This window comes from Rhizobium sp. SYY.PMSO (assembly GCF_046840415.1).
GTDB lineage: Bacteria > Pseudomonadota > Alphaproteobacteria > Rhizobiales > Rhizobiaceae > Rhizobium.
In genome coordinates this window covers 894,829-919,257 of sequence record NZ_CP177349.1, presented here as the reverse complement: position 1 = coordinate 919,257, position 24,429 = coordinate 894,829, and the positions used below count along the sequence as shown (strand labels likewise).

The 24,429-nt window shown below is 60.3% G+C and carries 24 protein-coding genes; 12 read left to right on the top strand and 12 right to left on the bottom strand.

Going from position 1 to position 24,429, the window contains the following annotated elements; genetic code table 11:
* Positions 1–34: 34 nt before the first annotated feature.
* The 4 genes from hupB to clpP form a co-directional block, all read right to left on the bottom strand.
* Positions 35–310 (bottom strand): DNA-binding protein HupB, encoded by a 276-nt coding sequence (hupB, locus tag ACJJVH_RS04470; protein ID WP_015339480.1) that lies wholly within the window; start codon positions 308–310, stop codon positions 35–37.
* Between the two features lie 201 nt (positions 311–511).
* Positions 512–2,932, bottom strand: a complete 2,421-nt coding sequence (gene lon / locus ACJJVH_RS04465) for an endopeptidase La (protein WP_112797307.1) — start codon at positions 2,930–2,932, stop codon at positions 512–514.
* 421 nt (positions 2,933–3,353) lie between these two features.
* Entirely contained in the window at positions 3,354–4,631 is a 1,278-nt protein-coding gene (gene clpX / locus ACJJVH_RS04460; RefSeq protein ID WP_037153527.1) for an ATP-dependent Clp protease ATP-binding subunit ClpX, read from the bottom strand.
* Positions 4,632–4,927: 296 nt separating this feature from the next.
* On the bottom strand, positions 4,928–5,560 hold the full coding sequence (clpP, locus tag ACJJVH_RS04455) for an ATP-dependent Clp endopeptidase proteolytic subunit ClpP (RefSeq protein WP_112797305.1): 633 nt from the start codon (positions 5,558–5,560) through the stop codon (positions 4,928–4,930).
* A gap of 372 nt (positions 5,561–5,932) precedes the next feature.
* On the opposite strand from clpP, the gene ACJJVH_RS04450 reads away from it, so the two are divergent.
* Together ACJJVH_RS04450 and ACJJVH_RS04445 are read left to right on the top strand one after the other, a co-directional pair.
* Complete coding sequence (locus ACJJVH_RS04450) at positions 5,933–7,177, top strand: GGDEF domain-containing protein (RefSeq protein ID WP_112797303.1); 1,245 nt, start codon at positions 5,933–5,935, stop codon at positions 7,175–7,177.
* Between the two features lie 42 nt (positions 7,178–7,219).
* Positions 7,220–8,464 (top strand): cytochrome P450, encoded by a 1,245-nt coding sequence (locus ACJJVH_RS04445; RefSeq protein ID WP_412064807.1) that lies wholly within the window; start codon positions 7,220–7,222, stop codon positions 8,462–8,464.
* Between the two features lie 139 nt (positions 8,465–8,603).
* On the opposite strand, the gene pstB is transcribed toward ACJJVH_RS04445, so the two are convergent.
* The 7 genes from pstB to ACJJVH_RS04410 all read right to left on the bottom strand — a co-directional run bounded on the left by pstB (position 8,604) and on the right by ACJJVH_RS04410 (position 15,009).
* The gene (gene pstB, locus ACJJVH_RS04440) at positions 8,604–9,362 is read right to left on the bottom strand and encodes a phosphate ABC transporter ATP-binding protein PstB (protein ID WP_412065131.1); all 759 of its coding nucleotides are present in this window, start codon (positions 9,360–9,362) and stop codon (positions 8,604–8,606) included.
* Positions 9,363–9,469: 107 nt separating this feature from the next.
* Positions 9,470–10,321: a phosphate ABC transporter permease PstA gene (pstA, locus tag ACJJVH_RS04435; RefSeq protein WP_112797299.1), complete on the bottom strand. Its 852-nt coding sequence runs from the start codon at positions 10,319–10,321 to the stop codon at positions 9,470–9,472.
* Between the two features lie 10 nt (positions 10,322–10,331).
* Complete coding sequence (gene pstC, locus ACJJVH_RS04430; protein ID WP_112797297.1) at positions 10,332–11,303, bottom strand: phosphate ABC transporter permease subunit PstC; 972 nt, start codon at positions 11,301–11,303, stop codon at positions 10,332–10,334.
* Between the two features lie 75 nt (positions 11,304–11,378).
* Positions 11,379–12,350: a phosphate ABC transporter substrate-binding protein PstS gene (pstS, locus tag ACJJVH_RS04425; RefSeq protein ID WP_412065130.1), complete on the bottom strand. Its 972-nt coding sequence runs from the start codon at positions 12,348–12,350 to the stop codon at positions 11,379–11,381.
* A 315-nt stretch (positions 12,351–12,665) separates the two neighbouring features.
* The gene (locus ACJJVH_RS04420; RefSeq protein WP_113386172.1) at positions 12,666–13,010 is read right to left on the bottom strand and encodes a cupin domain-containing protein; all 345 of its coding nucleotides are present in this window, start codon (positions 13,008–13,010) and stop codon (positions 12,666–12,668) included.
* 137 nt (positions 13,011–13,147) lie between these two features.
* Positions 13,148–14,431: an O-acetylhomoserine aminocarboxypropyltransferase gene (locus ACJJVH_RS04415; protein WP_113358060.1), complete on the bottom strand. Its 1,284-nt coding sequence runs from the start codon at positions 14,429–14,431 to the stop codon at positions 13,148–13,150.
* Positions 14,432–14,580: 149 nt separating this feature from the next.
* Positions 14,581–15,009 (bottom strand): CoA-binding protein, encoded by a 429-nt coding sequence (locus ACJJVH_RS04410; protein WP_112797406.1) that lies wholly within the window; start codon positions 15,007–15,009, stop codon positions 14,581–14,583.
* 108 nt (positions 15,010–15,117) lie between these two features.
* On the opposite strand from ACJJVH_RS04410, the gene ACJJVH_RS04405 reads away from it, so the two are divergent.
* The 9 genes from ACJJVH_RS04405 to ACJJVH_RS04365 all read left to right on the top strand — a co-directional run bounded on the left by ACJJVH_RS04405 (position 15,118) and on the right by ACJJVH_RS04365 (position 22,887).
* Positions 15,118–15,444 (top strand): hypothetical protein, encoded by a 327-nt coding sequence (locus tag ACJJVH_RS04405; RefSeq protein ID WP_112797289.1) that lies wholly within the window; start codon positions 15,118–15,120, stop codon positions 15,442–15,444.
* A gap of 843 nt (positions 15,445–16,287) precedes the next feature.
* Positions 16,288–17,124 carry a DMT family transporter gene (locus tag ACJJVH_RS04400; RefSeq protein WP_113370208.1) on the top strand — a complete coding sequence of 279 codons (837 nt, stop codon included), beginning with the start codon at positions 16,288–16,290 and terminating at the stop codon, positions 17,122–17,124.
* A gap of 235 nt (positions 17,125–17,359) precedes the next feature.
* A complete protein-coding gene (gene rplM / locus ACJJVH_RS04395) occupies positions 17,360–17,824 on the top strand; it encodes a 50S ribosomal protein L13 (RefSeq protein ID WP_112797285.1) in 465 nt (154 codons plus the stop codon).
* Positions 17,825–17,826: 2 nt separating this feature from the next.
* Positions 17,827–18,294: a 30S ribosomal protein S9 gene (gene rpsI / locus ACJJVH_RS04390; RefSeq protein WP_112797283.1), complete on the top strand. Its 468-nt coding sequence runs from the start codon at positions 17,827–17,829 to the stop codon at positions 18,292–18,294.
* Between the two features lie 21 nt (positions 18,295–18,315).
* Positions 18,316–18,702 carry a hypothetical protein gene (locus ACJJVH_RS04385; protein WP_412064806.1) on the top strand — a complete coding sequence of 129 codons (387 nt, stop codon included), beginning with the start codon at positions 18,316–18,318 and terminating at the stop codon, positions 18,700–18,702.
* Between the two features lie 66 nt (positions 18,703–18,768).
* A complete protein-coding gene (locus tag ACJJVH_RS04380; protein WP_412064805.1) occupies positions 18,769–19,146 on the top strand; it encodes an antibiotic biosynthesis monooxygenase family protein in 378 nt (125 codons plus the stop codon).
* Positions 19,127–20,080, top strand: coding sequence for an agmatinase (gene speB / locus ACJJVH_RS04375; RefSeq protein ID WP_412064804.1), 954 nt, complete (start codon positions 19,127–19,129; stop codon positions 20,078–20,080). The genes ACJJVH_RS04380 and speB overlap by 20 nt, the downstream gene beginning before the upstream one ends.
* Before the next feature lie 137 nt (positions 20,081–20,217).
* Positions 20,218–21,150 (top strand): N-acetyl-gamma-glutamyl-phosphate reductase, encoded by a 933-nt coding sequence (gene argC / locus ACJJVH_RS04370; protein WP_112797275.1) that lies wholly within the window; start codon positions 20,218–20,220, stop codon positions 21,148–21,150.
* A 429-nt stretch (positions 21,151–21,579) separates the two neighbouring features.
* The gene (locus ACJJVH_RS04365; RefSeq protein WP_113370210.1) at positions 21,580–22,887 is read left to right on the top strand and encodes a DUF2778 domain-containing protein; all 1,308 of its coding nucleotides are present in this window, start codon (positions 21,580–21,582) and stop codon (positions 22,885–22,887) included.
* Positions 22,888–22,908: 21 nt separating this feature from the next.
* Here ACJJVH_RS04365 and ACJJVH_RS04360 read toward each other — a convergent pair whose 3' ends face one another.
* On the bottom strand, positions 22,909–24,012 hold the full coding sequence (locus ACJJVH_RS04360; protein WP_113423924.1) for a COX15/CtaA family protein: 1,104 nt from the start codon (positions 24,010–24,012) through the stop codon (positions 22,909–22,911).
* A gap of 113 nt (positions 24,013–24,125) precedes the next feature.
* Here ACJJVH_RS04360 and ACJJVH_RS04355 point away from each other — a divergent pair, with 113 nt between their 5' ends.
* Positions 24,126–24,335, top strand: coding sequence for a DUF2842 domain-containing protein (locus ACJJVH_RS04355; protein WP_069616272.1), 210 nt, complete (start codon positions 24,126–24,128; stop codon positions 24,333–24,335).
* The last annotated feature ends 94 nt before the right edge of the window (positions 24,336–24,429 follow it).

Below are 24,429 nucleotides of genomic sequence, written 5' to 3'. Positions count from 1 at the left end.
GCAAGGCAAAAGCCTCGCGGCGGGTGAAAACGAATTAGCTGTTGACCGAGTCCTTCAGGCCCTTGCCGGGCGTGAACTTCGGTACGTTACGAGCAGGAATGTCGACCTCAGCGCCGGTGGACGGGTTGCGGCCCTTCGTGGCTGCACGGTGGGAAACGGTGAAGCTGCCGAAACCGGCGAGGCGAATATCGCCGCCCTTCTTCAGTTCAGCCTGGACAGTATCGAAAACAGCGTCAACAGCGGAAGCAGCGTCAGCCTTCGTGATACCGGCCTTCTCGGCCACTGCGGACACGAGCTCATTCTTGTTCATGTTTCCACCCCTTTCTTTGGTATGAAACGACTTATCAGTAAGCGGGGCGCAAATAGGAATGCTCTTACCCGCCGCACCCCCAAAAGCCCTGCAAATCAAGGAAAAGCAAGCGTTGCCATACGCTTTTCACAAAAAAAGACCGGCAAAATTGCCGGTCTTTTCGCCTTTTATGTCAATTCGACGGAATTGAGGCAAAGCGCCTCAATGAGCGATGGTCGAACCCACTTCGTCAACGCCCTCAACCGTAGCAATTACAGGCGTTTCCACGGTGCCGTCCCACTCGATCGGCTCGGGCCGGCGAACAAGCGCATGCTTGATCACCTCGCCCATGCGCGACACGGGGATGATTTCCATGCTGTTCTTCACGTTGTCCGGGATCTCCGCCAGATCCTTGGCGTTTTCCTCCGGGATCAGCACCTTCTTGATGCCGCCGCGCAGTGCCGCCAGCAGCTTTTCCTTCAGGCCGCCGATCGGCAGCACGCGGCCGCGCAACGTGATTTCACCCGTCATGGCGACATCCTTGGAAACCGGGATGCCGGTCATGATCGAAACGATCGCGGTTGCCATGGCGACACCGGCCGACGGACCATCCTTCGGCGTCGCACCTTCCGGTACGTGCACATGGATGTCGCTCTTGTCGAAGAGCGGCGGCTGGATGCCGAAATCGACGGCACGCGAGCGGACGTAGGAGGCCGCCGCGGAGATCGATTCCTTCATGACTTCCTTCAGGTTGCCGGTGACCGTCATGCGGCCCTTGCCCGGCATCATCACCCCTTCGATCGTCAGCAGCTCGCCGCCGACCTCAGTCCAGGCGAGACCGGTGACAACACCGACCTGATCGTCGCGCTCGGCTTCGCCATGACGGAAGCGCGGCACGCCGAGATAGTCCGGTATGTTCTCAGCCGTGACGGCGACCGACTTGGTCTTGCCCTTGATGATCTCGGTGACCGCCTTGCGGGCGAGCTTCATCAATTCGCGCTCGAAGTTACGCACGCCGGCTTCGCGGGTGTACTGCTGGATGATGACCATCAGCGCGCCGTCCGTAACCGAGAACTCGTTCGGCTGCAACGCATGCTCCTTGATGGCCTTCGGCAGCAGGTGCCGCTTGGCGATCTCGCGCTTTTCGTCTTCGGTGTAGCCGGCGATACGGATGATCTCCATGCGGTCCATCAGGGGCGCGGGGATATTCAGCGTATTCGCCGTCGTGATGAACATCACGTCGGACAGATCGTACTCGACTTCCAGGTAGTGATCCATGAAGGTCGAGTTCTGCGCCGGGTCCAGCACTTCCAGCAGGGCAGAAGACGGATCGCCGCGATAGTCCTGGCCGAGCTTGTCGATCTCGTCGAGCAGGAAGAGCGGGTTGGACTTCTTGGCCTTCTTCATCGACTGGATGACCTTGCCGGGCATCGAGCCGATATAGGTACGGCGATGACCGCGGATCTCGGCCTCGTCGCGAACGCCGCCAAGCGCCATGCGGACATACTCACGGCCGGTCGCCTTGGCGATCGACTGGGCGAGCGAGGTCTTGCCGACGCCCGGAGGGCCGACGAGGCACAGGATCGGTCCCTTGATCTTGGTCGCGCGAGCCTGGACGGCCAGATATTCGACGATGCGCTCCTTGACCTTGTCGAGGCCGAAGTGATCCTGCTCGAGGATCTTCTCGGCGTTGTTCAGGTCAGTCTTGATCTTCGACTTCTTGTGCCAGGGGATACCCAGCAGCCAGTCGAGATAGTTGCGCACGACCGTCGCTTCAGCCGACATCGGGCTCATCTGCCGCAGCTTCTTCAGCTCGGCATCGGCCTTTTCCTTGGCTTCCTTCGACAGCTTCGTCTTGGCGATGCGCTCTTCCAGTTCGGCCATCTCGTCGCGGCCTTCCTCGCCGTCGCCGAGCTCCTTCTGGATCGCCTTCATCTGCTCGTTCAGATAGTATTCGCGCTGCGTCTTCTCCATCTGGCGCTTGACGCGCGAGCGGATGCGCTTTTCGACCTGGAGGACCGAAATCTCGCCTTCCATGAAGCCGAGCGCCTTCTCCAGGCGAGCCTTGACGCTGGTGGTTTCCAGCATTTCCTGCTTTTCGGTGATCTTGATCGACAGGTGCGATGCAACGGTGTCGGCCAGCTTCGAATAGTCGTCGATCTGGCTGGCGGCGCCGACCACTTCCGGCGAGATCTTCTTGTTGAGCTTCACATAGCTCTCGAACTCGGAAACGACCGAGCGGCTCAGAGCTTCGAGCTCGACCTGATCTTCCTCCGGCTCATGCAGAACATGGCCGAGGGCTTCGTAGAAATCCTCGCGGGCGGTGTATTCGTCGATCTCTGCGCGCGCACGGCCTTCGACCAGCACCTTCACGGTGCCGTCGGGCAGTTTCAGCAGCTGCAGAACATTTGCAACGGTACCGACCTTGTGGATGGCGTCCGGCGCGGGATCATCATCGCTGGCATTGATCTGGGTGACGAGCATGATCTGCTTGTCCGATCCCATGACCTCTTCCAGCGCGCGAATGGATTTCTCCCGTCCGACGAACAGAGGCACGATCATGTGGGGGAAAACCACGATGTCGCGCAACGGCAATACCGGATAGGCAATGCTCTCGTGTGCCGCAGACGTTTTCTTACTCATGTTATTTCCTTTCCGTCGTCCCGTTCCCGGGCTCTTCGCCGGCCCTGGGAGGATTAGCCGGCTCTCTCACTTGGTTAACAAGTGGAGCTTCACACTACCTATTTCAAGTCATGCGGGACGCGCCGTCGCCAGACAGGCGCCCGCTCATTCACGAGGAGGAACGCAACAACAAAATACCGAAGCCCGGCTACTCAAACACTGCCGGCGAAGCGAAATCCGAAGATAGAACGCCGGGTTCGAACCCTATCCGCCGAATGCTCCAGAATCATGCCATCATGGCTGCAGCCGCGGCTCTTCACAACCGGTTTCGACGGCATTCCCATCAGCTTATCCAAGACTTTATCAGCAAAGTGCACGATTTTTCAAATAGAAAGGGGCCCGTCGATGACGAGCCCCCGATTCGTGATCGCCGATGCGGGCGTCAGGCCGTTGCGTTGGCCTTTTCTTCCTGCCGGTCGGCATAGATGTAGAGCGGGCGGGCGGAGCCGCGAACCACTTCCTCGGAAATGACCACCTCCCGCACGCCTTCCAGCGCCGGCAGCTCGAACATCGTATCGAGGAGGATCTTTTCCATGATGGAGCGCAGGCCGCGGGCGCCCGTCTTGCGGACGATGGCCCTGCGGGCGATCTCGCGCAGCGCATCCTCGTGGAAGGTCAGCTCGACGTCTTCCATCTCGAACAGGCGCTGATACTGCTTCACCAGCGCGTTCTTCGGCTCCGACAGGATCTGGATCAGCGCGTCCTCGTCCAGGTCCTCCAGCGTCGCCAGAACCGGCAGACGGCCGATGAATTCCGGGATGAGGCCGAACTTCACCAGATCTTCCGGCTCCAGCTCGCGCAGCACTTCGCCGACGCGGCGGTCGTCCGGCGCCTTGACCGTGGCGCCGAAGCCGATCGAGGTCTTCTCGCCGCGGGCGGAGATGATCTTGTCGAGACCGGCAAAGGCGCCGCCGCAGATGAAGAGGATGTTGGTGGTATCCACCTGCAGGAACTCCTGCTGCGGATGCTTGCGGCCGCCCTGCGGGGGAACCGAGGCCACCGTGCCTTCCATGATCTTCAGAAGCGCCTGCTGCACGCCCTCGCCCGAAACGTCGCGCGTGATCGACGGATTGTCCGACTTGCGGGAAATCTTGTCGACTTCGTCGATGTAGACGATGCCGCGTTGCGCGCGCTCGACATTGTAGTCGGCAGCCTGCAGCAGCTTGAGAATGATGTTTTCGACGTCTTCACCGACATAACCGGCTTCGGTCAGCGTCGTCGCATCGGCCATGGTGAAGGGCACGTCGATGATGCGGGCGAGCGTCTGGGCCAGATAGGTCTTGCCGCAGCCGGTCGGACCGACGAGCATGATGTTCGACTTCGCCAGTTCCACGTCACCGTTCTTCGATGCATGGGCAAGACGCTTGTAATGGTTATGAACGGCCACGGAGAGGATCTTCTTCGCCTGCCGCTGGCCGATGACGTATTCGTCGAGAACCTTGATGATGTCCTGCGGAGTCGGAACACCGTCACGGGACTTGACCATCGAGGATTTGTTTTCCTCGCGGATGATGTCCATGCATAGTTCAACGCACTCGTCGCAGATGAAGACGGTCGGCCCGGCAATCAGCTTCCGGACCTCATGCTGGCTCTTACCGCAGAACGAACAATAAAGTGTGTTCTTGGAGTCGCCGCCGTTGCTGCCGCTGACTTTGCTCATATCACTTTCCTTCCAGCACGCCGCCAATTTCCAGATTGAAATCGCGGTCCACTCAATGCGCCCGCCGGACCTGCCCCTCGTTTTGCAGATCGCGGCGCCCTTCAGGGTACTGAACGCAGCCCAGCCGAAACCGGAACTGCGTGGCAACGATCCCCCTTCGAATGCCGAATGCTATGTCACAAAAACGCTACATAGCATGAATGCTTACTATTACCGCGTTCCGTTCCACATTAAACCCCTATTCAATCACAAATGGGATAGAACTGTGGCGTAGAAGTCACCGCCTCGCGGATAAATCACGAGGCGCTTTCACCTTCAATTTCGGTACGCGACGTCAGCACCTTGTCGATCAGGCCCCAATCCTTGGCCTCATCGGAGGACATGAAATGGTCACGATCGAGCGTCTGCTCGACCTCCTCATAGGTCCGTCCGCAATGCTTGACATAAACCTCGTTGAGGCGGCGCTTCATCTTGATGATATCGCGCGCGTGACGCTCGATATCCGAAGCCTGCCCCTGGAAACCGCCCGAGGGCTGATGAACCATGATGCGCGAATTCGGGGTCGCGAAACGCATGTCCTTGTCGCCGGCTGCAAGCAGCAGAGAGCCCATGGACGCGGCCTGACCGATGCAAAGCGTCGAAACGGCCGGCTTGATGAACTGCATCGTGTCATAGATCGCCATGCCGGCGGTCACGACGCCGCCCGGCGAATTGATGTAGAGCGCGATTTCCTTCTTCGGGTTTTCGGCCTCGAGGAACAGAAGCTGGGCGCACACCAAAGTCGCCATGTGATCCTCGACCGGACCGGTGAGGAAAATGATGCGCTCTTTCAGCAGGCGGGAATAAATGTCGTAAGACCGTTCCCCACGGTTGGTCTGCTCAACAACCATCGGCACCAGAGCCATAGCTGTATCGACTGGATTTCTCATGTGCGTCCTTTGCCAAACTTGCCCCCGGCGACGAAAACGCCGGGAATCGAATAAAAATCCTTTACTCCTACATAGAGTGTCCCTGCCCTGCACTTCAAGACGCCCAAAAGCATAACGTCAAAAAGCTGTAATGCGCCAAGAAGCGTTGACAAAGCATTTCTAACCGTCGTCTCCTGAATGCCAAGACGCGCCGGCGACGCCTCGTTCGCTACCCACGATATTTCCCGTCTGCAAGGTGAAGGAAGCATGAAAGGCCGCATCGATCCGGCCGCGCCATTCGGCATAGGCAAAATTTACCAACTCATTTAAGGAACTTACCACCTTCTTGGGCAAGGATGGCCCGACAGCGGAGAACCAGCAATCGTGTTCAATATGACGACAGGCCTGACCATTTGGTGCTCGGAAGCCATCACGCTTGCGACCGTGCTCCTGCTTGCCTGGCGGCACGACCGCAAATCGCCCGCCTATCTGATATGGGCCATGGGCTTCGCCGTCAGCGCGATAGGTTTTGCCCTGGCGGCGGCGCGCGGCGTCATTCCCGACATCTGGTCGATACAGATCGGCAATGCCGTGGCGCTGCTCGGCGAAAGCGCATGGATCTGCGGTTTCCGGCTGATGGACAAGCGCAAGCTCGACTGGTCCGCGTTCCTGCCGCCCGCCATCTGGCTGATGGGCGTCAGCCTGCCCTGGGTCAGCGCGAGCTTCGTCAATCGCGTCATCCTCTACGACCTTGCCGGAGCCGTCGGCGCGACCTTGCTGGCCTTCGCCGTTCGCCCGGCCGATGGCCGGCGCGAGCCGGCGCGCGGACAGCTCGGCATCGTCTTCATGGCACTTGCCTGCCTCTGCTTCGGTTCGGCTCTCTGGATGGTGCTTGTGTCACCGCCGCTCGAGAAAGCCATGGTCTATCGCGGCTACATGACGCTCGCCTACGGGCTGGCCGTCATCGTCGCCATCGTCCTCAACGGCAAATTGCTGATGGAACGCGCCGAGCGCCGCTGGCGGGCGATTTCCATCACCGATACGTTGACCGGCGTCTTGAACCGCCGCGGCCTTCAGGAAAGCTACGACATCCTTGCCGGAGCGGGGCCGCAGCAGACGCAGAAGCTCGCAGCGCTGCTGTTCGACCTCGATCATTTCAAGAGGATCAACGACCGGCACGGTCATCAGGCGGGCGATACCGTTCTGGTCGAGTTTGCCCGTGTCGCCCGCCAGTTCGTGCCCCGCAGCGGCGCATTCGGCCGCATGGGCGGAGAAGAATTCGTTGCCTTCGTTCCCATAGACGATCAATCGCAGGCGGAAGCGCTGGCGGAAACCATCCGCGCCGATTTCTGCCGCGGACCATTGCCGGCCGGCCGCTCGATGGTATCGGCCACGGTCAGCATCGGCGTTGCGATCATGGCGCGCGACGCCGCCAGCTGGGACCGGCTGGTATCCTCCGCGGACCGCGCGCTTTACGCCGCCAAGCACGCAGGCCGAAACTGCACCATCGTCTTCAACGAAACGGAAGCCGCGAAAGAGACGGATGCGGCGCCCGCAGCCGACGAAGGCGAACTGGTGCCGACCCTCGACGACCAGATCCAGGCGTTGCGACGCATGGGCACGATTGCCAGAATGTGACGGCACTTTTCCGCCGGCGACCAATCCGATAATGCTTTCAACATGATCACACCAGCAAACCTCTCCATCGATACGGCAACCCGCCGCGTTTCCCTCGACGGCCGCGATCCCGCATTCTACGGCAACCCGAATGCCGTCTATGCCGCCCTGCATGCCCAATGCCCGACCTTTTACTGGGAGGAGCAGAAGCAATGGTTCTTCATCGGCTACGACCATGTGAACGGTCTGCTGCGCGACCGCCGCTTCGGCCGGCAGATTCTGCATGTCGCCACGCGCGAACAGCTGGGCATGCCCGAGCCGTTGCCTCATCTCAAGAATTTCGATCTGGCCGAGCAATATTCCCTGCTTGAACTCGAGCCGCCCGAACACACCCGCCTGCGCACCCTCGTCAACCGCGCCTTCGTCTCCCGCCATGTCGAGAAGATGAAGCCGGAAATCGCCGAACTTGCGAACCAGCTGATCGACGGTTTCGAGAGGGATGGCGAAGTCGAGCTTCTGTCGGCCTTTGCCGATGTCATTCCCGTTACCATGATCGCCCGGATGATCGGCATCCCCGAGGAGATGGGGCCGCAGTTGCTGAAGTGGTCGCACGCCTATGTGCGCATGTACATGTTCAGCCGAACCGAAGCCGACGAGCATGCGGCCGACCGTGCTGCCAGGGAATTCTCCGACTACGTGAAAACCGTCATCCGCGAGCGCCGCGCCAATCCGCAGGACGACCTCCTGACGCACATGATCACGACGGAGCATAAGGGGCAGTTTCTGTCGGAGGACGAACTGGTGTCGACGACGATCGTGCTGCTCAATGCCGGCCACGAGGCGACGGTGCACCAGATCGGCAATTCCGTGCGGGTCATTCTGGAGAGCGGCTATTCGCCGGAAGAACTCTTCAGGGATGAGACCGCGACCGAGCGCACGGTGGAGGAAACGCTGCGCATCTGCGCGCCGGTGCATATTTTCGACCGCTGGTGCCTGGAGCCGGCGGAAATCGACGGCATCTCCTTCAAGCGCGGCGACAAGGTGGCCATGATCCTGGCGGCCGCCAATCTGGACCCGAGGAAATTTTCCGATCCTCTCGCCTTCAAGCCGAACCGTAACGAGGCGCCCAACCTTTCATTCGGCGCAGGCATCCACTTCTGTATCGGCGCGCCGCTGGCGCGGCTGGAGCTGAACCTCGTGCTGCCGATCCTGTTCCGGCGCCTTCCCGGGCTGAAGCTCAAGCGGACGCCCGAGGTGAAGGACGTCTATCATTTCCATGGCCTCGACAAGCTCGAACTGACCTGGTGAGGCCGAACCGTCCGGCCCACGCCTGCCGCTTGCGGAAGCGGGCGGAAGATCGCTCGCCGTTACAGCCCTCAGCGCAAAATGGCGCACCCGACGGCGCGCCATTGCAAATGGTCGGTTCGAAAACGACGCCGGGGCCGGATCAGCCGTAACGACCGGTGATATAGTCTTCCGTGCGCTTGACCTTCGGCGCCTGAAAGATCTGCTCGGTCGGGCCATACTCTATCAGCTCGCCGAGATACATGAAGGCCGTGCTGTCGGATATGCGGCTTGCCTGCTGCATGTTGTGCGTGACGATGACGATCGTGAACTCGCCCTTCAACTGCGAAACCAGTTCCTCGATCTTTGCGGTCGAGATCGGGTCGAGCGCCGAGGTCGGCTCGTCGAGAAGCAGCACGGACGGCTTGACCGCGATGGCGCGAGCGATACAGAGGCGCTGCTGCTGGCCGCCGGAAAGGCCAAGGCCGCTCTGGTGCAGCTTTTCCTTCACCTCGCTCCACAGTGCCGTTTCCGTCAGCGCCGCTTCGACGCGGACGTCCATTTCCGCCTTGGAAATCTTCTCGTACAGCCGGATGCCGAAAGCGACGTTTTCATAGATCGACATCGGGAACGGCGTAGGCTTCTGGAACACCATACCCACCTTGGCGCGCAGATCGTTCAGATCGACATCCTTGGTGAGAATATTGCGGCCATCCAGCAGGATCTCTCCCGAAACCGTCTGGCCCGGATAAAGATCATACATGCGGTTGAAGGTGCGCAGCAGCGTGGACTTGCCGCAACCCGAAGGACCGATAAAGGCCGTGACGGCGTTCTTGCGGATGTTCATATTCACGCTCTTCAGAACGCGATGACCGTTCTGATAGGTGAAATCGAGGTTCTTCACCTCGAGCTTCGCGAGCATGCCGAGATCCGACTGGGAAACGGCGTCTTTCCCCGGCTGTGCATTGACGCTCTGGAAACTGTTGTCGCTCATGTTCATGGTCTCATTCCTATCGTTCGGCGGCTGCGTCACTGGCGGCGCCCACTCAAGAGACGGGCAAGGATATTGAGGGCGAGGATGGCAACGGTGATGATCAGCGCGCCGGCCCAGGCCAGTTGTTTGAGATCCTCGCCTGCATCGGCGGCGAGCGTGTTGATGGCAACCGGCAGCGTGGCGATCGGACCGGTCAGGCCCGCATTCATGAATTTGCTGTATCCGGCCGTGAAGAGAAGCGGCGCGGTTTCGCCGCTGATGCGGGCGACGGCGAGCAGGATGCCCGTGAGGATGCCGGTCCAGGCGGAGCGGTAGATCACCATCATCATGGACTTCCAGCGCGGGGCGCCGAGCGCGGCGGTCGCCTCGCGAAGCGAATTCGGCACCAGCAGCAGCATGTCCTGGGTCGTGCGGTTGACGACCGGAACGGCGATCAGCGCCAGCGCGAGGATGCCGGCAATGGCGGAGTTGCCGTGCATGGGCACGACCACGGCGCCATAGACGAACACGCCGATGATGATCGAGGGCGCCGACAGCAGGATGTCGTTGATGAACTTGGCAGCCTCGGCAAGCTTCGTGCCGTTGGCATATTCCACCAGGTAGGTGCCGGCGAGAATGCCGATCGGCGCGGCGATCAGAATGGCGCAGCCCGTGACCAGCACGGTGCCGTAGATCGCATTGATCAAGCCGCCGCGCGAGCCCTGGGCCGGGATCGACATGGTGAACACGTCAAGGCTGAGCGCCGACACGCCGCGATAGACCAGCGTCGCGAGGATCACGCTCAGAAAGAATATGCCGAGGACGGCCGCGAGAAAGGACAGGGCCATCATCACGCGGTTCTTCGTATAGCGCCTCGACACGAGATTCTGGCGAATTGCGTTTTCCATGGTTTTTTCCTCAGACCGAGTCGCCGCGGCCGATCATCCACCTTGCCAGCGCAAGCACGCAGAAGGAAAGGACGAACAGGAGCAGGCCGAGCGCAATCAGGCTCGAAAGTTGCAGACCGTCGGCATCGCCGAAGTTGTTCGCGATCTGGGCGGAAATGGTGGTGGACGGCGAAATGATCGACGATTGCAGGCGGCTCACCGAGCCGACGACGAAGGTGACGGCCATGGTTTCGCCGAGCGCGCGGCCGAGGCCGAGCATGATGCCGCCGACGAGGCCGCGGCGTGTATAGGGAATGAGGATGTGGCGAGCCACCTCCCATGTGGTCATGCCCATGCCGTAAGCGGATTCACGCAGCATCGGCGGCACGGTGCTGAACACGTCGCGCGCGATCGCGGTGATGAACGGCAGGATCATGACGGCCAGCACGAGACTTGCCGTCAGCAGGCCGACGCCGGGTGCCGGCGGCTGGAACAGCAGGCCGATCAACGGCACCTGGCCGATCGTCATCATAAGGAAGGGCAGGATATAGGTCTGCATCAGCGGCACGAGGATGAACAGACCGACGATGCCGTAGATAATGGAGGGAACGCCGGCCAGAAGCTCGATCGCCGTGCTGATCGGACGACGCAGGCTGCCGGGGCAAAGTTCCGTGAGAAAGATGGCGATGCCGATGCCCAGGGGCACGGCAATGAGCATGGCGATGAACGAGCTCACCAGCGTACCGACGACGGCAGGGATCGCGCCATAGATATCGGCAGGAGCGCTCCACTTCGTGCCCCACAGGAACGAAAAGCCGAAGGTTTCGAAGGTTGGCAAGGCGTCGATGACGAGAACCGCGATGATTGCCAGCAGCAAAAGCACGACAAGCGTAGCCGAGCCAAGCGTCATGAAATAGAAAATCCGATCCTGTATCCGGAATTTTCTGGTGATGGCGGCGGTCTCCATAGCCTGGAAGCCAGCCGTCTGAGTCACGTCAGCCATCGATTTCCCCTTGTCCTATCACGAAAGGCGGACAAGGTTTTACCCTGTCCGCCGCAACTTTTCACGCAGCACAAATTACTTCGTGCCGAAATCCTTCTTCCAGGACTGCTCGACCACTGCGGCAACATTTTCCGGGATGGGAAGATAGGACAGCTCCGTCGCGTCCTTCTGGCCCTTCTCGTAGGACCACTTGAAGAACTTCAGGGCCGCTTCGTTGAGAGCAGGATCGGCCGGCTTCTTGTAGAGCAGAACCCAGGTCGAAGCAGCAATCGGCCAGCTCTTGTCGCCCGGCTGATTGGTGATGATCAGGTTGAAGTTCTTGGCATGGGCCCAATCGGCGTTGGAAGCGGCGGCCTTGAACGTGTCGAGGCTCGGCTCGATGACCTTGCCGGCGGCGTTCTTCATCTTCGCGAAGCCGATATGGTTGGCCACAACGTAGGAATATTCAACGTAGGAGATCGAACCGGCCGTCTGGTTGACGGTGGTGGAAACGCCTTCGGAACCCTTGGCGCCGAAGCCGACCGGCCATTCAACTGCCGTGTTCGAACCAACCTTTTCCTTCCACTCCGGCGAAACCTTCGACAGGTAATCGGTGAAGTTGAAGGTCGTGCCCGAGCTGTCGGCGCGGTAAACGACGGAGATCGTCGTGGAGGGCAGCTTTACTTCCGGGTTGAGAGCCTTGATGGCTGCATCGTCCCACTTGGTGATCTTGCCAAGGAAGATGTCGGACAGCGTCTTGCCGTCGAGAACGAGTTCGCCCGGCTTTACGCCTTCGACGTTGTAGGAAACGACGATGCCGCCGGAGATCATCGGGAACTGGGCAATGCCGTTCTTCTCGAGATCAGCGTCGCTCATCGGCTTGTCCGAAGCGCCGAATACGATGGTCTTGTCGAGCAGCTGCTTGATGCCGGCGCCCGAACCGACCGACTGGTAGTTGACGACATTGTTCGTCGCAGCCTTGTAGCCTTCGGCCCACTTGGACAGAACCGGAGCGATGAAGCTCGAGCCGGCGCCCGTGATGTCGGCAGCCGAGGCCGAAACGGACATGGCCGCAATGAAGCCTGCGGTCAGGCAAAGCGAACGAAATTTCTGATTCAACATGATTGAACTCACTTCCCAGAGTGATGAAAGGATGGCGAGCAGAAGACCGGCGCGAGGCATCCATCATCATGAACCTCCCCACCTCGATCTCCTGGCGGCAACGATGGCTCTAATGCCGCATTGTTTCAGTTTGATGACAGTTTAATGAAGCGGCGGTGACACAACCTGCGGCAATCATCCCGGCCATTGCCGAGCCATGTGGAAGGAGCTGCGTCAGGCAGCAGGCGAGCGCGGACTTCATGTTTTGATTCAACAAGGCCGTCAAAGACGGATCACATAATCCTTGCGAGTCGTTTCAACGACTTCCCAGGTTCCCTTAAAGCCCGGTTTCAGGATCATCCGGTCGCCGGCGCGCAGGTGAAACGTCTCGCCGTCATCGGCAGTGACGACGGAATAGCCGGAGAGGATGTGGAAATACTCCCATTCGTCATAGACGATCCTCCATTTTCCGGGCGTCGCCTCCCATATGCCGGCGTAGAGGCCGCCATCGGCCTCATCCAGATTCCAGCTGCGGAAGCTCGGATCCCCCGAAACCAGACGATCCTCGGCAGGCGCGCCCGCTTCCGGCTCCACGCCATCTATATTCAACCGAAGATAGGTCGCCATATGAATCTCCCGTCGACGGGCCTCGCGCAAAAGCAAGGTCCGCGATCACCATCGGGCAATCGCGGACCGACAAAAGCACGAAACGACGCGCCATCAAAGAGGCAGGGCGGCTTTTCCAGCCTGCGCCGGCGCAGGGGTCAGACCCTTGCCAGCGCCTGCTCCAGATCGGCAATGATGTCCTTGACGTCCTCAATGCCGACGGACAGGCGCACGACGTCGGGACCGGCGCCGGCAGAAATCTTCTGCTCGTCGGTCAACTGCTTGTGGGTGGTGGAGGCAGGATGAATGACGAGCGAGCGCGTATCGCCGATATTGGCGAGGTGGGAGAAAAGCTCCAGCCCCTCCACCAGCCCCTTGCCGGCTTCATAACCGCCCTTCAATCCGAAGGTGAAGACCGAGCCTGCCCCTTTCGGCGAGTAGCGCTGCTGCAAGGCATGGTTCGGATCGTCCTCCAGACCGGCATAGTTGACCCAGGCCACCTTGTCCTGCGCCTTCAGCCAGCGCGCGACGGCGAGCGCGTTGTCGGAATGGCGCTGCATGCGCAGCGGCAGCGTTTCGATACCCGTCAGGATCAGGAAGGCATTGAACGGCGAGATGGCCGGCCCGAGGTCGCGCAGGCCGAGAACGCGGCAGGCGATGGCGAAGGCGAAATTGCCGAAGGTCGCATGCAGCACGATGCCGTTATATTCCGGGCGCGGCGCGGACAGCATGGGGTAGTTGCCCGATGCGGACCAATCGAACGTGCCGCCGTCGACGATGATGCCGCCCATGGAATTGCCGTGGCCGCCGAGAAACTTCGTCAGCGAATGCACGACGATGTCGGCGCCATGCTCCAGCGGCCGGATGAGATAGGGGCTCGCCATGGTGTTGTCGACGATCAGCGGCAGTCCGTGCTTGTGCGCAATGGCCGCGATCGCGGCGATATCGACGAAGGTGCCGCCCGGATTGGCGAGGCTTTCGATGAAGATGGCGCGGGTGCGGCCGTCGATCTGCGTCTCGAAGGTGGAAAGGTCGGCCGGATCGGCCCAGCGAACCCGCCAGTCGAAATTCTTGAAGGACTGCCCGAACTGATTGACCGAGCCGCCATAGAGCCGCTTGGCGGCGACGAAATTATCGCCCGGCTGCATGAGGGTATGAAAGACGAGCAGCTGGGCGGCATGGCCCGAGGCGACCGCGAGAGCCGCGGTTCCGCCTTCGAGGGCGGCGACGCGTTCCTCGAGCACCGCCTGGGTCGGATTCATGATGCGGGTGTAGATATTGCCGAACTGCTGCAATCCGAAGAGCGCGGCGGCATGGTCCGCATCCTGGAAAACGAAGGACGTCGTCTGGTAGATCGGCGTCGCACGGGCGCCGGTTGTCGGGTCCGGCTGCGCGCCCGCATGGATCGCAAGCGTATCGAAACCAGGATTGTTCGTTGGCATGATCTTTCCTCCCGCCGATTCTATCGTAGCGCGGCGATCATAGCGGTCGGCCCGGGAAAGTTAACCGCGAACTTTGCAGCGCCTTTCGCCGGATGGAAAAAACTTGCCCGCTTTCGGCGAAATCGCGCGATAAACGCGCCGCCGGGCGTTCAGGCGACCAGCCGAGGATATTCGATGGCCGGGCAGCGGTTCATGACGACCCTGAGGCCCGCCGCTTCCGCTCTGGCCGCAGCGGCATCGTCGCGCACGCCGAGCTGGCCCCAGATCACCGGCGGCCGCGGATCGATCATGATGGTCTCTTCGACGACCGACCGCAGATATTCGGGCGCGCGGAAGACATCGACCATATCCACGGGTTCGGGAATATCGGCCAGGCGGGCATAGACCCATTGGCCGAGAATTTCCTTGCCGGCCTGACCGGGATTGATGGGGATGACGCGATACCCCCTGTTGAGCAGATAGGCCATCACGCCATTGCTTGGACGCGCGGGATTGGGCGAAGCCCCCACGAGCGCGATGGTCCTGACGGACAAGAGGATATCGGCAATATAGGAATCGTCATAACTGTCGTGGTTCATCACGAAGCCTCCCACCTCGATCACACTTGCGTTTGCCGCAAATATGGAAACCGCAATCACGAGCTCCACATATATTGTATTATAACAATTTCAGGGAGGATTAGCCCGATGAAAAAGATCGCTCTGCTGGGCCTGCTGGTCATATCGATGGCGACGCCGGCGCTGGCGATCTCGCGATACAACTCCATGTCCATGACATGCGCCGAAGCGAAGGCCGTCATCAATCGCGAGCGCGCGGTCATCATGCGCTATCCGGCCAGAAGAACGCCGAACATGACCCTCTATGACCGGTACGTCGCAGACAGCGGCGCATGCGATATCGGCTACTATGCCTATCAGGATTATCTGCCCACGAAGGACCGCGCCTCCTGCCCCGTGTACATATGCCGACCGACAACCGACCTCGATGACGACGATTTGATTTTCCGGCGCTGAGCACAGTACGCTATTGTCAGTCCCGCGGACCGAGACAGCGGTCGAGTACGACTATTGATTGTCCCTGGCACGAGCCGCTTCGACATAGCGGCTGCGCGAGGATGATCGCGCACCCTCCTTCAGAACTCTCATCAAAGCGCTTTCACGATTTTTTTGAGACAACGGGATGGCGTTCTCAGGAAATGCAATCTTTGTTCGCCATTCATTCACTTGAAAATTAGAGATGTCTCATTAAAGGCTATTTAAAATGAGAACCGATTGCGAACGCAAGACTTATGCTATTTCATACATCTCCCGCAGAATAATTTTGATATGCGCGCGAATATATAACCCTGATGCTCGCCAGAGTTTGAATTTTTACTTAGGATGCTAACAATTTTTCATCATAGCTTTTCGTAGGGTTGAAAAGCCTGCGCTGAAATATTTTTCAATACTTGCAGATTTATACACAACGCCTCACGCAGCCGCAAAGTTTTCGTAACGTCTCAGCGGCGATTTCCAGTCCCGCCCGGCCTCAAGGCCAAGCTCTGCTCCTTTGGCCGCGCGGCATGCGGCCGCCGTTAAATAAGATATTTCTAACTCTACCGACGCGTTCACAGGACATGCAATCTTTGTTCGCGTTTCATACTCTCGTAAATTAGTTACGCATGATTGAACCTGTGCGAAACTGGAACAGAGCAAAAACGCTCCGGCAAACATCCCCGCCCTTCCGCGGACCAGTTAGGCAAGCCTGCATGACCGATGTATTTCGTTGCTTTTTGATGTATTGGGGAGCATAGGGGAGCTAAACTCCCACAAAATACCAAGCATCTGCATCTTATCAGCCAGTTTCCGAGGTTTTCCGTGTCTCTCGACGTTGTCGCGCTCGTTCTTTTCGGCGCATTGCTGCATGCGACATGGAATGCGATCATCAAGGCTGGGACCGATAAGTCGCTGGATGCGGCACTGGTCTCGGCCGGAGGGGCGGTCGCGGCCCTTCCCCTGTTGCCGTTTCTGCCCTTGCCGGCCTCGGCAGCCTGGCCATACATCGGTGCGTCGGCAATTCTGCAATTCGTCTACTTCCAGCTTGTCGCAGCCGCCTATCGTGCCGGAGACATCGGGCTCGTCTACCCGCTGATGCGGGGCGTGGCACCGCTGATCATCGTCTCCACAAGCAGCTTCATTCTCAAGGAAACGCTCTCGGGCGGCGCACTGATCGGCACGATGACCATTTGCGCCGGCATATTGACCCTCGCCTTCGAGGCGAGAAAGGGAAGCCGCCGGGCGATCGTTCTGGCGCTTGCCAACGCGATCGTGATCGCGACCTACACCTATGTCGACGGCATCGGCGCGCGAGCCTCCGGCGATTCCGTCTCCTATACGCTCTGGATGGCGCTGCTGCCGCCTGTCCTTCTGTTTGCCTGGGCGATCTCGCAGCGCGGCGTCAACGCCGTCGCGGCCCACATCCGTTACAACTGGTGGCGCGGGCTTATCGGCGGCGGCGGCTCGATCGTTTCCTACGGTCTGGCTTTGTGGGCGATGACCAAGGCGCCGGTCGCGATGGTCGCCGCCCTGCGCGAGACCTCGATCCTCTTCGCGCTGGTCATATCCGTCGTCGTCCTGAAGGAGCGATCCAGCATCTGGCGCTATATCGCCGGGGGGATTATCGCAGCCGGAGTGCTGGTTTTGCGGATGGGTTGACGCAAAATGTGTGGTTTCAAAATACCACATAGATAACTACATGATTTTACTTATTAATTTTTACGGCCGATCAGGGCGGCTATATTGACGCTGATATATAATCTCTTTATAAGCCGCCGCAGATCGCAGCCTTTTCCGGGCTGCTTTCTTTTTGGCGCGCATTCAAGCGCCAAACCAAGCAACAAGAAACGCCCTGAAGCCTTCGGGCCAAGGGTCTTAAAAGAGAGTATGCAACATGGCAACCTTCTCCCAGAAGCCTGCAGAGGTGGAGAAGAAGTGGATCCTCATCGACGCCGAAGGGCTCGTCGTTGGTCGTCTCGCTTCTATCATCGCAATGCGTCTGCGCGGCAAGCATAAGGCTACCTTCACGCCGCACGTCGACGACGGCGACAACGTCATCGTCATCAATGCCGACAAGGTCGTCCTCACCGGCAAGAAGTACGAAGACAAGGTCTACTACTGGCACACCGGTTATGCCGGCGGCATCAAGGAGCGCACCGCTCGTCAGATCATCGAAGGCCGCTTCCCGGAGCGCGTCGTTGAAAAGGCTGTCGAACGCATGGTTCCCCGCGGCCCGCTCGGCCGTCGCCAGATGAAGAACCTGCGCGTCTACGCCGGCCCGAACCATCCCCACGAAGCCCAGCAGCCGGTCGTCCTCGACGTCGCCAAGCTGAACAAGAAGAACGTAAGGAGCGCCTGATAATGGCTGACCTCTCCTCCCTGAAGGACCTCGGCACGTCTGAAGCAGCTGCTGCTCCGGTTCATGTCCGCAAGGTTGACTCGCTCGGCCGCTCCTACGCGACCGGCAAGCGCAAGGACGCCGTCGCCCGCGTTTGGGTCAAGGCCGGCTCCGGCAAGATCATCGTCAACGGCAAGGACTACACGGCATACTTCGCCCGTCCGGTTCTGCAGATGATCCTGCGTCAGCCGATCGTCGCCGCTGCCCGTGACGGCCAGTTCGACATCATCGCAACCGTTGCCGGTGGCGGTCTTTCCGGCCAGGCCGGTGCCGTTCGTCACGGCCTGTCCAAGGCCCTCACCTACTTCGAGCCGGGCCTGCGCTCGGTTCTGAAGAAGGGTGGCTTCCTGACCCGCGACAGCCGCGTCGTCGAACGCAAGAAGTACGGCCGCGCCAAGGCACGTCGTTCGTTCCAGTTCTCCAAGCGTTAATCGCTTATTCGAGACGGGATTTTGGAAAGGCCGGGTTTCCCGGCCTTTTTCTTTTGCGGCATTGAAAAAGATAACATCCACCGAGGCAAGGGGGCGCATTTTGTGGCAGAGTGCCGCCACAAGCATCGGAGGAGTTCAATGCGCCGATTCATCTTTTCGTTTTCGCTGCTGCTGTTGATTGGCGGTGTCTCGCCGGCTCTTTGCGAGGATGCCCAGCCGGCCGAACCCGCCGAAAAGACGGCGGATATGCAGAGCATGAAGGACTTTCTTCAGGCGAATCCCGATTGCCGCGAATTCACCGACAGCTGCTCCTACTGCGTCGTCACCGATGGACGCGCCGAATGCTCGACGCCGCAGATCGCCTGCATCAAAAAAGCATATCAATGCACCGCCAGATCGGGCAAATAATCATCAAACGCCAATTGTTTGCGATTCACCGAATCGCGATTCCGCTCGCTCTCCCCGAGGCATGCCATGAGCACAAACTATGCAGCCCGTTTCGCCGCGACCCCGGAACCGCCCTACTACGTCGTCTCCTTCGCCTCGATCCGAACGAAAGGCGACAATGGCTACGACGCCATGAGCGAACGCATGGAAACGCTGGCACTGGCGCAGGAGGGCTGTCTTGGCGTCGAGAGCGCAAGGGATACCAGTGGATTCGGCATCACCAATTCCTTCTGGCGGGACGAAGACAGCATTCGCAACTGGAAGAACGTCGTCGCGCATCTTGCCGCCCAGAAACTCGGCCGCGAGCGCTGGTACGAGCAATACAAGGTGCGCATAGCGCGGGTAGAGCGGGCCTATGGCTTTCAGGCGAGCACGGGAGGCGACCTTGCCGAGCACGTCGATTGATCATGCTTTCACGGCCGACGGCCTGACCTCGGCCGCCAGCGACCCGACCTTCGCAGGTGCCCTCTCCTTCATGCGCCGCCGCTTCACGAAATCGCTTGAGGGCGCAGACGCCGTGGTATGGGGCATTCCCTTCGACGCCGCGACTTCAAACCGGCCGGGAACGCGCTTCGGGCCGCAGGCCATACGCCGCGCCTCGGCCATCTTCGACAACGATCCGCAATATCCCTTCAACCGCGACCTCTTCGCCGGCATGGCCGTGATCGACTACGGCGACTGCCTGCTCGATTACGGCAATCATCAGGAGACGCCTTCCGCGATCGAACGGCAGGCGACGACAATCCTCGACAGCGGCGCCTTCCTGCTGACGCTCGGCGGCGATCACTTCGTCACCTGGCCGCTGTTGAAGGCCCATGCCGCCAGGCATGGCCCGCTGGCGCTCGTGCAGTTCGACGCCCACCAGGACACCTGGTTCGACGACGGCAGGCGGATCGACCACGGCTCCTTCGTCGCCCGCGCCGCGCGCGACGGGTTGATCGACACGGATCGTTCCATCCAGATCGGCATCCGCACGCATGCGCCGGAGGATTTCGGCATCCAGATTCTCTCCGGCCATCAGGTCGAGGACATGAGTGCCGGCGACATCGCTTCGGCGATCATGTCCCGCACCGGGGGCGCACCGGCCTACCTGACCTTCGACATCGATTGCCTCGACCCGGCCCATGCGCCAGGCACGGGAACGCCGGTGGCCGGCGGGCCTTCCAGCGCCAAGATCCTGTCCGTGCTGCAACGGCTGCATCCGCTCGACATCCGGGGCGCCGACGTCGTGGAAGTCTCCCCCGCCTACGACCACGCCGACATCACCGCCATTGCGGGGGCGACCGTGGCGATGTATATGCTCGGTCTTCACGCCGAACGGCGTGCAAGCGGTCGCTGAGACATGATTTCGGGACATGCGTGGCGGTTGTCGGATACTGTCCTGCTGCGTCCGGAGCGGCTGTTATGAAATTGAATCAACTGCATGGCAAACTGAATCCGGAAATACTGTCAACCTATTGAAAGAGCAGGAATAAGATGGCACCGAAGATCTTCATCGATGGCGAACACGGAACCACGGGCTTGCAGATTCGCACGCGCATGGCCGACCGCCGCGATGTCGAACTCCTGTCCATTCCGGAAGCCGAGCGGCGCAATGCCGCCATGCGCGAGGACATGCTGAACAACGCCGATATCGCCATTCTGTGCCTGCCCGACGATGCTTCGAAGGAAGCGGTGGAGATGGTGGCGGCCAACAACAATGTCCGCATCATCGACACCTCCACAGCCTTCCGCATCCATCCCGACTGGGCCTATGGCTTCGCGGAAATGGACAAGGATCAGGGCAACCGGATCAAGGGCTCGCGTTTCGTCGCCAATCCGGGCTGCTATCCCACGGGTGCGATCGGCCTCATCCGGCCGCTGCGGGCCGCCGGCATCCTTCCGGCAAACCATCCCGTGACGGTCAACGCGGTTTCCGGCTACACAGGCGGCGGCAAGCAGATGATCGCGCAGATGGAAAATCCGGATCATCCGGATGCGATCACCGCGCCGCATTTCCTTTACGGCCTGCCGCTGACCCACAAGCATGTGCCCGAAATGACGACCCACGGCCTGCTCGAGCGTGCGCCGATCTTCTCGCCCTCCGTCGGCCGCTTCCCGCAGGGCATGATCGTGCAGGTGCCGCTGCATCTCGCCGATCTGGCTGAAGGCGCGACACTTGAAAGCATCCATGCCGCTCTTTCCGCGCATTATGCCGGCCAGGACATCGTTCAGGTCGTTCCGCTTGAGGAAAGCCGTGCCCTGTCCCGCGTCAATGCCGTGGAACTCGCCGGCAAGGATACGATGAAACTGTTCGTCTTCGGCACGCCCGGCACCGCTCAGGTCAACCTGGTCGCGCTGCTCGACAATCTGGGCAAGGGCGCATCGGGCGCCGCCGTGCAGAACATGGATCTGATGCTGAGCGCCTGAATCGCACAGCGCCAATCACGGGCTTTTCGCCCGGCCCGATCATCCGCGAGGGATCGATCGGGCCGGGTTTTTCATAACCGGAAGAAACCGCTGCGATTTCATGCCCTCAAGGGCACTCCGCCACATTTCCGCCTTTTCACTAAATTAGCTGGCACTACACGGAAATTTGATTGACCGTGAGGCGTTGCGACCAATTGTCGGCCGGATTTGGCCGTTAACGGCTTCGCTGGCCCGGACGAACGGCCTCACAGAGGCATCCCTTTTTTCAATGAATATCCAAGAATGAGCCATCGTAAAGGAATTGGTTACCATAATTCGGCATGCTTCCAGACAGTCGGCAAAGTGTTGGCCGGACGCGGAGTTCGCGTCGAGGCGCATGTGCATTTGTGAGCCGGCACAGTGTCTGTGTAGTTTTGGATAACGAGTATCATGGCGTTTGCGACCGAAACGTTCGGTAACTTCAATTCGCGTTCCGGCTACGCCCCGCGATCGAAAAAATCCTTCAGCATCCATCCCGGCACCCTGGCAACCGGCGTCGCCGTCGCCGCCTTCGCCTGGGTTACGGCAACACTGATCACAACACAATCGATGGTGCTGTCCCTTCCCGGCGCGGCGGCATCGGTCGATAGTTTCCTCGCACCGCGCGCATCCGCCTTCATCGTTCCGCAAACCCATGCGGCGCGCATCGCCCACCTTTCCTCCCAGACGACATCGCTGCATGGACAAAGCCGCTTCGGCAGCGTCGCGGATGCGGAGGTTCGGACGAAAGTGGGCGGCGCGGACGCCGTTCGTTTGCAACTGGCGAACGCTCTGGCGCAACAGACCTCCGAAATCAGGCAGGCACAGAATGCGGCAGCGAGCATCAAGAGCGGTCGTATCGAAGTCGCGGCGGCTTCGCCGGAGACGATCGACCATTTGCGCAAGGTGATCGCCATAAACTTCGCCACGGCGATACAATCGCTGAACCAGGCAAAATATGCGGCCGCTCTCATGCCGGCGGCCGGCCCGGTGAAGATGGCCGCGCAACCGGCTGCGGTCGCTTCGGCAGCGCCCGAGGTGAGCCTGCCCGCCATCGCCGAGGCAAAGCCCCTGCCCGTCAAGGAAGCCGACATTGCAGTGGCCGAGGCTGTGCTGAATGTCATCCCCGTAGCCCGCCCGGCCCGCGAAACACCGGTGCAACGAGCCGGCGCTACCAGTGCCATCGCCAAGGCCACCGCAACCGACACGGCCGCCCAGCCGCCGTCGCGCCTCATGGCCTATGCCGATCCGGACGACAGCTCCGTCCGCAAGACGAAGCCTTTCCTCAATCCCTTTGCCGCGATCAGTCCGGGCGAAGGCACGGCGATCTACGATATCGAGGCAAAGACCGTCTATCTGCCGAGCGGGGAGCGTCTCGAAGCCCATTCCGGTCTTGGCCAGATGCGCGACAATCCGCGCTATGTCGACCGCAAGAACACCGGCCCGACGCCGCCCGAGACTTATAACCTGACATATCGGGAAAGCCTGTTCCATGGCGTGCAGGCGCTGCGCCTGACCCCCGCAAACGGCGCCCGCGTCTATGGCCGCAACGGCTTGCTGGCTCACACCTACATGCTCCGGGGTGGCCGCGGCGAATCGAACGGCTGCGTGGTCTTCAAGGACTACAATCGCTTCCTCGCCGCCTTCAGGCGCGGTGAGATCAAGCGGCTGAAAGTCGTGGCACGCATGTCGTCGGCAGCAAGCGTCGCTTCTCGCTAAAAGGAGGCGCCTTGCTGCGCCTCAATCTCCCACGACGATCGACGTCTGACGCGGCAGTTCGCCGTAAAAGCCGCGCCAGTTGGCAATTGCGAAGCCGAAGACGATCAAGGCGCCGGCCTGATGGGCCAGCGCCAGATCCAGCGGCACATGCAGCAGCAGCGTCGAAATGCCCAGGATCGCCTGGATCAGCACGAGCACGAACAGGACGACGGATCGGCGCGCATGCGTCGTCTGCGCCGCGGCTCGTAGCGAGATGATCATGTTGAGGGCGACGACGATGAACAGCGCATAGGCGCCGAGACGGTGGACGAACTGGACCGTCTTCGGATTCTCGAAGAAATTGATCCAGGCCGGCGACTGGATGAAAAGATCGCTCGGCACGACGGCACCGTCCATCAGCGGCCATGTATTATAGGAAAGGCCCGCATCGAGACCGGCGACAAGTGCGCCGAGGTAGATCTGGAACAGCGCCATGAACGCGATCAGACCGGCGAGTTTCGCCGAATGGCGCGTCGGCGGCGGCTCGTTCGAATGCGGAGACAAGGCCCGCATGAACCACATGCAGGCGGCAAAGATCAGACAGGCCGTCACGAGATGCGTGGCGAGGCGATACTGGCTGACATCGGTGCGGGCTTCCAGGCCCGAAGAGACCATCCACCAGCCGATAGCGCCCTGAAGGCCGCCGAGCACGAAGATGCCTGCCAGCGGCAGCCAGAGCTTCCGCTCGACGCGACCGGTAAGGACGAAGAACAGCAACGGCAAGCCGAAGATGATGCCGATGGTGCGCGCAAGCAGGCGATGCGCCCACTCCCACCAGAATATGCCCTTGAACTCATCGACGGTCATATCCTTGTTCAGCAGCTGAAATTGCGGGATGCGCTTGTAGAGGTTGAACTCCTCGTCCCATTCCTGCGCATTCAGCGGCGGGATGACGCCATGGATCGGCTGCCATTGCGTGATCGACAGGCCGGAATTGGTAAGGCGCGTGGCGCCGCCCACCAGCACAAGGCCGAAGAGAACCAGCAGGACGCAGGCAAGCCAGATGCGGATGGCGCGGCGATTGCGGTCCTGGCGAGCCACTTCCTTCAAAATAGCCTGTTCGGTCGTAAAATTAGTGGCAGCCATGGCTTCTCCCTTCGATCAGGCTGTTGATTTGCCCGATAGGGGCGTGCAAAACAAGTCCCGGGAGTTTGCGGCATGCCGTCGCGGCATGCTGACGTAATGAGGAGAAAAACCCCTTGCCCCTTCGCCTGCGCAAATTCATTGGCATGATCCTGCTCGTGCTGCTGGTTGCAATCTATGCGATCGTTGCCATGATCGTTGCAGTGCGGACGCTTGCGGATCAACCCGGCTGGGTTCATTTCCTCTACTTCCTTTTCAGCGGCATCATCTGGGTGCTGCCGGCGATGGGCATTATCAAGTGGATGGCCGGCCCTCGCCCGCAATGACGGAATTTACGCAAGACTAACCCTGATCCGCACCTTGTTCGCCGTAAATATCCCATCTTAAGCCAAAAATAAGCCGTGGCCCGACAGACTGCGC